The following is an 11,967-nucleotide window of genomic DNA, read 5'->3' as shown; positions in this document are numbered from 1 at the left end:
ACGCCATGCTAGTGCGCGGTCGATTAAGCCTTTGTTAGTTCCAATGGGACGGGCAGGCCTTGCGCTACTCCATCACCATCGCATGATCGTCGGCGGGAGCCTCCTCCCGCTTCGGGCTGCGCAGCAGGATGACCAGCGGGATCGCGGCCAGGCACAAGAGCATCAGCAGCTTGAAATCGTCGATATAGGCAATGACCGTGGCTTGCTTGGTGACCACCTCGTCGAGCGCGGCGCGGCCGGCGAGCTTCAGCGGATCCCAGGCCTGCTTGATCGCCGGATTCTCGAAGACGCGGTTATACGCGGTGACGTAGTTGGATATCTCCGCATGGTTCACCTGCGTGTTGCGGGTCAGGAGATAGGCGACGAAGGAAATGCCGACGCTGGAGCCGATATTGCGCGACAGGTTGTAGAGGCCCGTGCCGTCGCCACGGAACTGCGCCGGCAAGGTCGCGAAGGTCACCGTCGTCAACGGCACGAAGAGAAGGCCCAGCCCCGCGCCCTGGATGAAGCCCGTAACCATGATCGTGGTCTGCGAGACATCAGGCGTCCAGCCGGACATGTCGTACATCGCCCAGGCGCTGACGCCGAGGCCGGCCGTCAGCAGCAGGCGGATATCGACCTTGCCGATCAGGCGCCCGACGACGAACATGCAGACCATGGTGCCAAGCCCGCGCGGCCCCATGACGACGCCGGCGGTGACGACCGGATAGCCCATCAGCGTCTGCAGATAGGGCGTCATCAATGCCATCGAGGCGAGATAGGTGATGCCGACGACGAAAATGAAGATCAGGCCGACGCTGAAATTCCGGTCGAGGAACAGGCGCGGCTTGATGAACGAGTTCTGCGCCGTGAAGGTGTGAACCACGAGGATGTAGAAGGCGGCGGCGCAGACCGCGGCCTCGATGATGATCTCGCCGGAATCGAACCAGTCGAGCTGGGCGCCGCGATCGAGAAAGATCTGTAGCGAGGCGATGCCGAGGCTGAGCGCGCCGAAGCCGATCCAGTCGAGCTTCGCGACGGCGTTGGTGGCGGTTTCCTTGAGGTAGATCGCAACGCCCGTGAAGGCGAGCGCGCCGAGCGGCAGGTTGATGTAGAAGACCCAGCGCCAGGAGATGTTCTCGGTCAGCCAGCCGCCGATCACCGGGCCGAGCACCGGGCCGACCATCACCGAGACGCCAAACAACGCCATTGCCGAGCCGCGCTCCTCGGGCGTGTAGATATCGAGCAGGATGCCTTGGGAGATCGGAACCAGCGCCGCGCCGAAGAAGCCCTGCAGCAGGCGGAAGCCGACGATCTGCGACAGCGACTGCGCCGCGCCGCACAGCATCGAGGCCACGACGAAGCCGACGATCGCGGCCGAGAGCACGCGCTTGCGACCGAAGCGCGCAGCCAGGAAACCCGAGGGCGGCGTCATGATTGCGGCTGCGACGATATAGGAGGTCAGGACCCAGTTGATCTGGTCCGCGCTGGCCGAGACGCTGCCCTGGATATAGGGCAGCGCGACATTCGCGATCGTCGTGTCGAGCGCCTGCATGACCACGGAAAGGATCACGCAGGCGGTGATCGCACCGCGATTGGCGACGCGGACGAACGCCGGCGCGGCGGGATCAGCCATGGCGCGGCTCTGACTTTCCAAGCGGCCAAGACTTGCCAAACGGCCAGGAGACGAAGCTCGGCAGGCCGCGCGCATGGCCGGTGTCGATATCGAGCACCACGCTCATGCCGGCACGCAATTGCGGCTTGTCCGCCGGGGTTTCGATGCGCACGCGCATGGCGATGCGCTGGACGACCTTGACCCAGTTGCCGCTGGTGTTCTGGGCGGGCAGCAGCGAGAAGCTCGCCGCCGAGGCCGGGCTGATGCTGTCGACGACGCCGGTCCAGTCCTGGTCCGGATAGCTATCGACCGCGACCGTCGCCTTCTGCCCCGGGCGCACCCAGGTGAGTTCGGTTTCCTTCGGGCTCGCCTGGATCCAGACATGGTCGGTCGAGACCAGGCTGAAGGCGTTCGTCGCCGCAGCGAGATACTGCCCCTTCTGCAGGGAGGGCACATTCGTCACGATGCCGTCCATCGGCGCCCTGACCACAGTATGCGCCAATTGGCGGGCTGCCTCGCCGCGCGCGGCGACGGCATCCTTGTAGCGGGGGTGGTCGGTTGCAGGTGCTTCAGGATCGCCATTGAGATTGGCGGCGATCCCGGCCAGTTGGGTCTGGAGCAAGGCGAGCTTCTGGACCGCGCCGTCAAGATCATGCTTCGCCTGATCGAAGATCGCCTGCGAGGCATAGGACTTCGTCGCCAGATCCTGCTGGCGCTTGAACGCCACCGTATAGAAATCGATATCGATCTTCGCCTGAACGATCTGGCTCTGCACGCCCTTGTAGCTCGCCTGCAGCGCGGCAATGTCGTTCTTGACGATGCCGATCTGAGCATCCGCACGGTCGAGGGCGAGGCGGAACTGCTGGTCGTCGAGCGTGAACAGGACATCGCCGGCCTTCACGACCTGATTGTCGTGAACCCCGATATCGCTGACGATGCCGGCGACATCGGTCGAGAGGCCGACGATATCGGCCTGAACATAGGCGTTCTCGGTCGACATGACCTGCCCGCCGACAACATAGAAATAACCACCGACGACAAGCGCGATGGGCAACAGCGCAAACAACACCCGCCGCCGGGTCCCGGTCCGTTTCGCGGCGACGACCTTGCTGGCCGGCGCCTCCGCCTGAGGCGTCGCCTCGGCCGAGGGGGCGAGCTTGCTCGCAGCACGGCGGATCTCGGTCACGTTGCTGGCCGGCGTCGGTTCGTCATTGGCCTGGGATTCGGACTTCATGGCTGCTTCATCCATGGCTGGTCTGCTTTTCCGCCCGCGGCGTGCTGCTGCAGGCGGCGGTCAGATTCGATTTCATCGCTCCCAGAAGAGCGAGAAGATGTTCGCGCTCGGCATCCGAGATGTCGCCGAAGGCTTCCGCCCGGGTCATCTCGCCGATCCCGCGCATCTCGGCGAGCTTCGGCGCGGCCTTCTCGGTGAGGAAGAGCCGCCAGATCCGCCGGTCCGTCGCATGCGCGCGCCGCTCGACCAGGCCGCAGGCCTCGAGCTTGTCGACGATGCGCCCGAGCGTGATCGGCTCGACCTCCAGCAATTCGGCGAGCCCGCCCTGCTGAATGCCCTCATTATGGGTGAGATAGGCGAGCACCTGCCATTGCGAGCGCGTCAGGCCGAGGCTGCGCGCCCGGCCATGTTGCTCGAAACGCTTTCGCAGCAAACGCGCGACATCGTGCAGGAGGAAGCCGATCGAAGGAGGCGGATGCCCTGTCGGATCATTAGGCGTGCTGTTCATAGGCATGCTTATAATATTGACGCCTAGGACTTCCAACGGGCGCGATACGCTTTGTCGCAGACCACAGCGCAGGGCGGCCATGCCGCCAGGGCGGCGCGGCGGCGGCGTCATGCTCGGGCTTGTCCCGAGCATCCGCGTCTTGAATACAGGCCTTCATCAGCAAAGACGTGGATGGCCGCCACAAGGGCGACCATGACGACAAGGCGCAACGCCTTCATCCGCCACGCACGGACAGGACTATTCGGTCGGCAGCCTCAGCGGCGGCAATCTGCGCTGGACGGGAGACGACTGGATGATCGACGTGTTCGTCATCGAATAAGGGATGAGCTTGTCGATCAACTGCTCCAGCGCCTCGACAGTTTCGACATGGGCGCGAGCGATGAAGCAGTCTTCGCCGGTGATGCGGTCGCATTCAACGATCTCCGGAATCGCGCGCAGGATCTCCGTCACATTGTGAAGCTGGCCGGGAATCGGCCGGATACGGAGCCAGGCCGCAAGCGGCAGGCCAAGCGCCTTGGGATTGATCGTGACGGTGTAGCCCTCGATCACGCCGGCCTCCTCCAGCCGCCTGACCCTTTCAGACACGCTCGGCGAAGACAGCCCGACGAGACGCGCCAGCTCCGCAATGCTGATCCGCGCATCGGCGGCGAGCGCATCGAGCAGCCGGAGATCCGTCGGGTCCAGTCCGCCATTTTCATATCGAAGGCGCTTCATCGAAACCACCATGCACTTGTAAGGAAGAAGCTGAAATCCTCCTGGTATCAGGCCTTCAATCGAGCGATCCATCCTCTCATGATGACGACGAGGGAACAACTCGTGCCATCATCGAAGCTGACGCTCAACGGAGCCGCCGAAGCCGTCCCGCCTTATGCCTGGTTCGGGGTCAGTGCCGTTTTCCACTATCTCGGGCCGTCCTTCGCCGTGCTGCTCTTTCCAGCGGTTGGAGTTCTTGGCGTGGCGTGGTTCCGGATCGCCTCGGCAGCTCTCATCTTCGCGCCCTTCACCAAGCCATGGCGAACGATCCGGGAGGCCGACGCGAAGACGAGGCTGCTGCTGGTCGGCCTCGGCACCTGCCTAGCGGCCATGAACACGGCCTTCTATCTGGCTCTTGACCGCCTCCCCATGAGCCTCGTGGCAGCCATGGAGTTCGTCGGCACGATTGGCGTCGCCCTCTATGGGCTGCGCACGCGTCGCAACGCCCTGGCGCTGCTTCTGGCGATGCTCGGCGTCTTCATCATGATCGACTTGAAAGGGTCGACGGATGCGCTGGGGCTGCTCTGGGCAAGCCTGAACGGAGCACTTTTCGTGGGCTATATCGTTCTCGGCCACAAAGCGGCGGAAGATGGGGCGAATGGCGGCGTCGAGCGTCTTGGCGCCGCCATGGCCATCGCTTTCGTCATCCTCATGCCGATCGGCTTCAGCGAGGCGGCCAGGGCATTTGGCGCGATCAATCTGGTGCTTGCCGGCATCGCGGTCGGGCTATGCTCCTCAGTCATTCCCTACATAGCCGACCAGCTTGCGATGTCCCGTCTGCCGCGTCAGACTTTCGCGCTTTGCCTGGCGATCCTGCCTGCGACGGCGACCGTCATTGCGGCGATCGTCCTCGCCCAGATCCCAAGCCTGCAAGACATTCTCGGCGTGGCTTTGGTCATAGCTGGCGTTGCGGTCCACTCGCCGCCGAAGGCGAGCGAGGGATAGCCCGCCCTTGGTCAAGCGGTCGGGGGCGGACTAGGCAGGGCTTTGGGGCGAGGATAAACGGGAACGGGGCGGCGACCCCTTCTCCCCTCGCGGGAGAAGGGAAGAGGGCACGTCATTCTCGGACGCAGCGAAGCGAAGATCCGAGAATCTCAGGACCGGATGGCACTCGTTTCAAAGATGCTCGGGTCAAGCCCGAGCATGACGGCGGAACGCCTCAGAGCTGATCCTGATAGTCGGTCTTCAGCCCATGCTTGCGCGCTTGCTTCTCTAAGGCGAGCTCGATCAGGCGGCTCAGCAGCTCCCGGTAGGGCAGCCCGGAGGCCTCCATCATTTTGGGATACATGCTGATCGAGGTGAAGCCCGGCAAGGTGTTGATTTCGTTGAAGTAGAAATCGCCACCCCGGCGGTCGAGGAAGAAATCGACCCGCGCCAGGCCGCTGCATTCAAGTGCGACGAAGGCGTCATTCGCAAGCTGCCTGACCCGTTCCATCTGCGCCGCGTCGAGCTTGGCCGGCAGGTCGACGGTCGCGCCATCCTGATCGAGGTATTTGGCCTCGTAGGAATAAAATTCATGCTTGGGGTTGGCGTTGATCTCGCTCGCCACGCTCACGAACGGCGGCTCGCCCTCGAGCACCGCCACCTCGATCTCGCGGACATCGATGCCCTGCTCGACCAACACCTTGACGTCGTAGAGGAAGGCGTCGCGCAGCGCCGCATCCAGCGCGTCCCACTGCTTCACCTTATGCACGCCGACGCTCGAGCCCATATTGCAGGGTTTTACGAAGACAGGCAGCGTCAGCTTATCGCGCACGGCCTGAGCCCAGCGAGCCGGGTCGCGCTCATAGTCGCGCTTCGCCAGCGCCAGATAAGGCAGCACCGGCAATCCCGCGAACAAGGCCAGGCGCTTGGCGATGTCCTTGTCCATCCCGATCGCCGAACTCAGCACGCCGGAACCGACATAGGCGACGCCGGCAAGCTCGAGGACGCCCTGCACCGCGCCGTCCTCGTAGAGCGGACCGTGCATCACCGGGAAGACCACGTCGATTGGCCGCGGCGACGTGGCGGAACCGATCACGGGCAGAAGCGCAGCGCGCCCGTCGGCCTGAGGCGAGAGCCGCATTTCCGGGGCATCGCCGAAGATGGGCAGCGCCCGCCCCTTCGCCTCCTCGATGAGGCGCAGGTCGTTCCACTGCCACTTGCCCTGCTTGTCGATGCTGACCGGGACCACGTCGAAGCGGTCCCGGTCGAGATGCTGGATCACCGAGGCCGCCGATTGCAGCGAAACCTCATGTTCCCCGGATTTGCCCCCGTAGAGGACCGCGACTCGGATTTTCTCTTTCATGAGCAGCGTTCTAGCTTGTCGGATCGCGCCTGCAAATCGGGGCGTGCCAAGAGAGCCCGCTCCGGCCGCGCTCCGGGCAGCCCAGGCCGCGCGGCACCGTCATCGAGATCAGGCCGGAACAGAGAGGGTGAACCGATCGAGAGCCTGGTGACGTTGCTGAGCGACAGAACCAGCGCCGCGCTCTCGCGCATCGGCCGAATCCAAATAGTCAACCGGTCAGCAACCAGCGCTCAATTCACCTAAATGAGTAAAATATCGAAGGATGGCAGCATTATTTGCAGTTCGCTGCAATTTTTGTAGAATGACTTTCTAAGGAGTAGTTCAAAAGATATTATTTAAATTGACATTCCAGAATTTCTACCGGAACTAACCACAGTCGCAAACGGCGACGTGGGGGGAGGCTCTAAAGCCATGACAGCATTCTTGTTTTCTTCTGATGGCCGCATCGGACGAGGCAAATTCTGGTCCGCGATATTGTATTATATCGGCGCATCAATAATCGTAGGGTTGCTGCTGTTTGTTCTGTGGCAGATAATTCCGGGTGAAATCACTGCAGAAGGCAGCTACAACGTCACGGGCGCTAAATCTGTGCCCTACCTGATCATTGTCTTCGGCTATATAATTTTCTGCATTTGGTCCGGTATCTGCATCGGCGTGAAACGCTACCATGACCGCAACAAATCCGGCTGGTGGCTGCTCATTCAATTTGTCCCGCTGATCGGCGCCGCCTGGTATTTCATCGAGGCCGGATGCCTGCGCGGTACTGCAGGACCAAACCGGTTTGGTCCCGATCCTCTGGGCACGCCCGCAATCACGGCTTGACGGTCTGCGTCGACCGGGGCGGCGACCTAAGGAACAGCCGCCGCTCGATGACCGAGCGGCGGCTTTTTCATTCAGTACAAAGAAGGCTGCAGCACGAGAAAGCCGCAGCACAAAGAAGGCCACAGCGCGGAGGAGACCGGGATTTCGCGCCGACCGGCTCCGCGACGACGCCAACGACGTCCTTACCCCCGCTTGGGACTGTCCAGGCCGCGCTGCACCGCCGGCCGCGCCAGCCCGCGCTCGAGCCAGAGCGGCACCTGCTTCAGGCTGGCGTAATCGACGAGCTCGGCTGCGCCGTAGAAGCCGACGAGGTTGCGCACCCAGCCGAGCAAGGCGATGTCGGCGATGCTGTAGTCCTTGCCCATGATCCAGTCTCGGCCGGTGAGCCTGGTCTCCAGCACGCCGAGCAGGCGCTTGCTCTCATTGGCGTAGCGGTCGCGCGGGCGTTTATCCTCATAGTCCTTGCCGGCAAATTTGTGGAAGAAGCCGAGCTGGCCGAACATCGGCCCCACCGCCGCCATCTGGAAGAAGACCCATTGCAGGGTCTCGTAGCGCAGGCCCGCATCGCTCGGGATGAGCTTGCCGGTCTTCTCGGCGAGATAGACCAGGATCGCGCCCGACTCCCACAGTCCGAAAGGCTTTCCGCCCGGCCCATGAGGATCGATGATCGCCGGGATCTTGCCATTGGGGTTCAGCGACAGGAATTCCGGCCCCCAGGTCTCGTTCTTGCCGATATCGATCAGATGTGGCTCGTAGGGCAGTTCGAGTTCCTCCAGCGCGATCGAGACCTTCACGCCATTGGGCGTCGGCAGCGAATAGAGCTGGATACGGTCGGGATGCTGGGCCGGCCAGCGCTTGGTGATCGGGAAAGCGGAGAGATCGGTCATGGCACTGGCCCTTATCGAAGGAGCGACGCCGCTGCGAAGCGGCGCGGTTTCGCGGAAGCTAGAGGCCGGCATGCACCGCGCATAGAGGCATGGCTGCAAATGCGGCCATGCAGCCAAGGGGACTTGAACAAGGGGGCTTGAACAAGCTGGTGCGTGACGCGGCCATGCGCCGGGCTCGGGACCGCTCCATGGTGCGCGCCCTTGCAGCAAAGGCCGCTGTGCCGGCATAGCAGCGCCCCCCTTGCAGAGGCGCGAGACGCACGGCCTCCTCGGAAAGCACACCCCGTGAACCAGGCCGTTCCGCCGCCGAATCTCGCCACCGCCACGCGCCTCGCCACGCCCACCGGCCGGATGCCTTGGCTCGGCATCGCCTGCGGCCTGACGACCAGCCTGATCTGGGGTATCCAGGCCGTGGTCTCGCGCCAGTCGGTCGCCGACGGGTTGACGCCCGCCGACGTCACGATCCTGCGTTTTACCACCGCCGCCCTCCTGCTGCTGCCCTTCGCGTTGCGGCGCATGCGACCTTTCCCGATCGGGCGAATCGGCTGGCGCCGCGCCCTGGTGCTCACAGCGCTTGCCGGCGCGCCCTATTCGCTGGTGCTCATCGCCGGCGCTTCCTTTGCCCCCGCGCTGCACGCCTCGACCATCACGCCCGGGCTGATTCCGGTCTTCACCGCCGTCCTTGCCTATGCCCTGGCGGGCGAACGACCGGGCCGGATGAGGCTGACCGGGCTCGCGCTGGTGCTGGCGGGCGTCGGCGCCTTCTCCTGGCAGGCGCTCTCTTGGCAGTCCCTTGGTCATGTCCCCGCGCATGACAGCGCCTGGATCGGCGACCTGCTCTTCGTGCTCACCGCGATGATGTGGTCGTTGTTCGGGCTGCTGGCAAAACGCTGGGGCGCGGGCGCGATCGACGTCACCATCGCGACCTGCCTGCTCTCGCTGCTGTTCCTGCCAGTCGTTACCCTGACGCTGCCGATCCGGCTCGGCGAGGTCGCCTGGGAGGCGCTCGCCTTGCAAGCCTTCTATCAGGGCGCGCTGGTCGGCGTCGGGGCGCTGTTTCTCTACACGCGGACGGTGGCGCTGCTGGGAGCCGCGCGCGCGACCCTGTTCATGCCGTTGAACCCGGCAATCGCGGCGATCACTGGGGCGGTCCTGCTCGGCGAATGGCCCTCGGCGGCGGAAATCATCGGCATGCTGCTGGTCATCGCCGGCATGACCGTGGCGCTACGCTCGCGCGGCACGGCCTGATGCTTCAGCCCTTGTGGTCCTTGGCGATCGGCTCGACATAGGCGAGCCCCATATCCCAGGGGAAATAGATCCAGGTGTCCTGGCTGACCTCGGTGATGAAGGTGTCAACCGTCGGCACGCCGGCAGGCTTGGCGTAGACCGTGGCGAAGTGGGCGTTGGGCAGCATCTCGCGCACGACCCGGGCGGTCTTGCCGGTATCCGTCAAATCGTCGACGACGAGCACACCCTTGCCCTTGCCGTCGCCAATCGCCTTGATCGAGGGCGCGACATCCTTCAGCACCTTGAGCTCAGACTGGTTCTTGTAATCGTGATAGCTCGCGACGCAGACCGTCTCGATCAGGCGTAAGCCGAGCTCGCGGCAGATGATCGCTGCCGGCACGAGCCCGCCGCGCGTGATGCAGACGATGGCCTCGAAGGGCCCCTTCTCGGCCAATCGCCAGGCGAGCGCGCGCGCGTCGCGGTGGAACTGGTCCCAGGAAACGGGAAAGGCCTTGTTGGAGGTCGGTTCGGCCATGGCGCGGGCTCCGGGCTTCATCTGGCGCATATGGCGCCGCTCTCATCGCAAACCCTATCCCTGCCGTGCTGACAAGAGGCCGCCGCCCGCCATCCCCAGAAGGCCGGGATAGCGGGCGGCGGATCGCCTCTAAAATTCTGACCAGCCCTCGGCGCTGCCGCCGGCCACTGCCAGGCGGGGCCGCGCGCGCGAAGTGGGCATGGCGGCAGAAGAGGACTTGGAGGCAAGAGCGGGCACCGGCGCGCGGCGCTGGAGCTGCGGCGCAGCCCGCCTGATCTCGCCTGCAACCCGGGTCGCGAAATCCGCGCCGGCCTCCAGCGTGAAGGCCGCGACCATCGCGCTGAGCGCCGAGGTGTCTTGCTGGAGATCGCGCGCGACCTTGGCGCTCTGGTCGGCCAAGAGCGCGTTCTGCTGGGTCATTTCGTCCATATGCGCGACGGTGCGCGCCATCTCGTCAATGCCGTTGGCCTGCTCGATACTGGCCTGCGAGATCTCGCTGACGGTGGTTGAGACTTTCGAGGCGGCCGAGACGATCTCGCGCAGGGTCGTGCCGGCATCCTTGACGAGCTGCACGCCGGTCTGGATCTGCTGAGTCGAATTCGCGATCAGCGATTTGACGCCATTGGCGGATTCGCTGCAGCGCTTGGCGAGCGCCCGCACTTCGGAGGCGACCACGGCGAAGCCCCGGCCGGCATCGCCGGCACGGGCCGCCTCGACCGCCGCATTGAGCGCGAGCAGATTGGTCTGGAAGGCGATCTCGTCGATCATCGCGATGATCTCGGAAATGCTGGACGAGGCCTGCTCGATCCGCTCCATCGCACCGACGGCCTCGGTAACGATCGCCCCGCCGCGCACCGCGACCTGGCTCGCCTCCTCGCCGAGCGCCACGGCAGCGCGCGAATTGCCGGCGCTGTGCTTGACCGAGGCCGCGAGTTCCTCGGTCGTCGCCGCCGTTTCCTGCAGGCTGGAGGCGTTGGCCTCGGTCCGCTCCGCGAGCTGCGCGCTGTCCGAGGAGATGCTGGTCGAAGCCTCATCGATCCGGCCGGAAATCTCGCGGACGGAGGACACCACCGCGGCCATCGTGTCGATCAGATCGTTCACCCCGGCGCAGAGCTGGGCGATCTCGCCGCTCTTGCCCTCAAGCGAGACGCGCCCCGTCAGGTCCTTGTCCTTGGCGCGGGCGATCACCTCGCCGGTTTCGCGCACCGCCGCCTCGAGCTGCTGGCCCTTGAAGCTCGCCGTGATGTCGGTGGCGAATTTCACCACTTTATAGGGCTGCCCCTTGGCATCCATGATCGGATTGTAGCTCGCCTGAATCCAGATCTGATTTCCGGCCTTGCCGATGCGGCGGTATTGCGCGGCATCGTATTCGCCCCGCCCGAGGCGCTCCCAGAACTGGCGATAGGCAGGCGTTTCGCGCTCTGCGGGATCGACGAACATGGAATGATGCCGGCCGACCACCTCGGAGAGCGAGTAGCCGAGCACCGCCAGGAAATTCTCATTGGCGTGCAGCACCTTGCCCGTGAGATCGAACTCGATCACGGCCTGGGCTTTGTTGATCGCCTGCTGCTGGCCTTCCAGATCGGCGAGACGGTTCTTCTCCTGCGTGATGTCGGTCGCGAGCTTGACCACGCCGATCGGCTTGCCGCCGGCGCCGAGGATCGGGTTGTAGCTTGCCTGGATCCAAACCTCCTTGCCGCCCTTGCCGATGCGCAGATATTGCCCGCGCGAGAACTCGCCGCGGCCGAGATCGAGCCAGAACTGCTTGCAGGCCGGCGTCTCGCGCTCAGCGGGTGAGACGAACATGCTGTGGTGCTGGCCCTTGATCTCGGCCAGCGTGTAACCCAGCGTCGTCAGGAAATTCTCGTTTGCGTTCAGAACCTTGCCAGCGAGATCGAACTCGATCACCGCTTGCGAGCGGTTGATGGCATCGAGTTGGCCCGTGACATGGCGATTCGAAAACAGGCTGGAAAGGCGCGACATGGATCCCCCCTTGAGCTGCCCCCGGACACGCTCGCATGACAGGTTTCGGCGGCGGGATGCCGGCGAGAACCATCAGGAAAGGATCCAGAGGTTATGCAACTTAAGATTGTCGACATCCAGTTAATGCAACCTGTAGA

The 11,967-nt window shown here is 64.2% G+C and carries 11 protein-coding genes; 3 read left to right on the top strand and 8 right to left on the bottom strand.

Annotated elements, in window-relative coordinates:
• Positions 1-64: 64 nt before the first annotated feature.
• From BMZ97_RS20420 to BMZ97_RS20405, 4 genes are all read right to left on the bottom strand, one after another.
• Positions 65-1,615, bottom strand: coding sequence for a DHA2 family efflux MFS transporter permease subunit (locus tag BMZ97_RS20420; RefSeq protein ID WP_092173848.1), 1,551 nt, complete (start codon positions 1,613-1,615; stop codon positions 65-67).
• Entirely contained in the window at positions 1,608-2,828 is a 1,221-nt protein-coding gene (locus BMZ97_RS20415) for an HlyD family secretion protein (RefSeq protein ID WP_092174110.1), read from the bottom strand. Before BMZ97_RS20415 ends, BMZ97_RS20420 begins: the two co-directional genes overlap by 8 nt.
• 7 nt (positions 2,829-2,835) lie before the next feature.
• Positions 2,836-3,336, bottom strand: a complete 501-nt coding sequence (locus BMZ97_RS20410; protein WP_092173845.1) for a MarR family winged helix-turn-helix transcriptional regulator — start codon at positions 3,334-3,336, stop codon at positions 2,836-2,838.
• A 237-nt stretch (positions 3,337-3,573) separates the two neighbouring features.
• Positions 3,574-4,050, bottom strand: a complete 477-nt coding sequence (locus tag BMZ97_RS20405; RefSeq protein ID WP_092174107.1) for an Lrp/AsnC family transcriptional regulator — start codon at positions 4,048-4,050, stop codon at positions 3,574-3,576.
• Positions 4,051-4,128: 78 nt separating this feature from the next.
• On the opposite strand from BMZ97_RS20405, the gene BMZ97_RS20400 reads away from it, so the two are divergent.
• The gene (locus tag BMZ97_RS20400) at positions 4,129-5,034 is read left to right on the top strand and encodes an EamA family transporter (RefSeq protein WP_348272119.1); all 906 of its coding nucleotides are present in this window, start codon (positions 4,129-4,131) and stop codon (positions 5,032-5,034) included.
• Between the two features lie 214 nt (positions 5,035-5,248).
• Here BMZ97_RS20400 and BMZ97_RS20395 read toward each other — a convergent pair whose 3' ends face one another.
• Positions 5,249-6,376: a D-alanine--D-alanine ligase family protein gene (locus BMZ97_RS20395; RefSeq protein ID WP_092173843.1), complete on the bottom strand. Its 1,128-nt coding sequence runs from the start codon at positions 6,374-6,376 to the stop codon at positions 5,249-5,251.
• 411 nt (positions 6,377-6,787) lie between these two features.
• On the opposite strand from BMZ97_RS20395, the gene BMZ97_RS20390 reads away from it, so the two are divergent.
• A complete protein-coding gene (locus tag BMZ97_RS20390; protein ID WP_092173840.1) occupies positions 6,788-7,198 on the top strand; it encodes a DUF805 domain-containing protein in 411 nt (136 codons plus the stop codon).
• 182 nt (positions 7,199-7,380) lie between these two features.
• Here the strand turns inward: BMZ97_RS20390 and BMZ97_RS20385 are convergent, their stop codons facing one another.
• Complete coding sequence (locus tag BMZ97_RS20385; protein WP_092173838.1) at positions 7,381-8,085, bottom strand: glutathione S-transferase N-terminal domain-containing protein; 705 nt, start codon at positions 8,083-8,085, stop codon at positions 7,381-7,383.
• A gap of 285 nt (positions 8,086-8,370) precedes the next feature.
• Here BMZ97_RS20385 and BMZ97_RS20380 point away from each other — a divergent pair, with 285 nt between their 5' ends.
• A complete protein-coding gene (locus BMZ97_RS20380) occupies positions 8,371-9,333 on the top strand; it encodes a DMT family transporter (protein WP_092173835.1) in 963 nt (320 codons plus the stop codon).
• A gap of 4 nt (positions 9,334-9,337) precedes the next feature.
• Here BMZ97_RS20380 and gpt read toward each other — a convergent pair whose 3' ends face one another.
• Together gpt and BMZ97_RS20370 are read right to left on the bottom strand one after the other, a co-directional pair.
• Positions 9,338-9,847 carry a xanthine phosphoribosyltransferase gene (gene gpt / locus BMZ97_RS20375; protein WP_092174102.1) on the bottom strand — a complete coding sequence of 170 codons (510 nt, stop codon included), beginning with the start codon at positions 9,845-9,847 and terminating at the stop codon, positions 9,338-9,340.
• Positions 9,848-9,976: 129 nt separating this feature from the next.
• Positions 9,977-11,830, bottom strand: coding sequence for a methyl-accepting chemotaxis protein (locus BMZ97_RS20370; RefSeq protein WP_092173832.1), 1,854 nt, complete (start codon positions 11,828-11,830; stop codon positions 9,977-9,979).
• Positions 11,831-11,967 lie beyond the last annotated feature (137 nt).

It is taken from the genome of Allobosea sp. OK403, assembly GCF_900113835.1.
Taxonomy (GTDB): Bacteria; Pseudomonadota; Alphaproteobacteria; order Rhizobiales; family Beijerinckiaceae; genus Allobosea.
Note: the sequence above shows the minus strand (reverse complement) of the source record. Positions and strands in the feature narration are given on the sequence as shown.

Bases quoted from the DNA above. Each gene is read 5' to 3' on its own strand.
- BMZ97_RS20370 (WP_092173832.1), bottom strand. From the start codon at position 11,830: ATGTCGCGCCTTTCCAGCCTGTTTTCGAATCGCCATGTCACGGGCCAA.
- BMZ97_RS20415 (WP_092174110.1), bottom strand. From the start codon at position 2,828: ATGAAGTCCGAATCCCAGGCCAATGACGAACCGACGCCGGCCAGCAAC.
- BMZ97_RS20400 (WP_348272119.1), top strand. From the start codon at position 4,129: ATGATGACGACGAGGGAACAACTCGTGCCATCATCGAAGCTGACGCTC.
- BMZ97_RS20405 (WP_092174107.1), bottom strand. From the start codon at position 4,050: ATGAAGCGCCTTCGATATGAAAATGGCGGACTGGACCCGACGGATCTC.
- BMZ97_RS20385 (WP_092173838.1), bottom strand. From the start codon at position 8,085: ATGACCGATCTCTCCGCTTTCCCGATCACCAAGCGCTGGCCGGCCCAG.
- gpt (WP_092174102.1), bottom strand. From the start codon at position 9,847: ATGGCCGAACCGACCTCCAACAAGGCCTTTCCCGTTTCCTGGGACCAG.
- BMZ97_RS20420 (WP_092173848.1), bottom strand. From the start codon at position 1,615: ATGGCTGATCCCGCCGCGCCGGCGTTCGTCCGCGTCGCCAATCGCGGT.
- BMZ97_RS20410 (WP_092173845.1), bottom strand. From the start codon at position 3,336: ATGAACAGCACGCCTAATGATCCGACAGGGCATCCGCCTCCTTCGATC.
- BMZ97_RS20390 (WP_092173840.1), top strand. From the start codon at position 6,788: ATGACAGCATTCTTGTTTTCTTCTGATGGCCGCATCGGACGAGGCAAA.
- BMZ97_RS20395 (WP_092173843.1), bottom strand. From the start codon at position 6,376: ATGAAAGAGAAAATCCGAGTCGCGGTCCTCTACGGGGGCAAATCCGGG.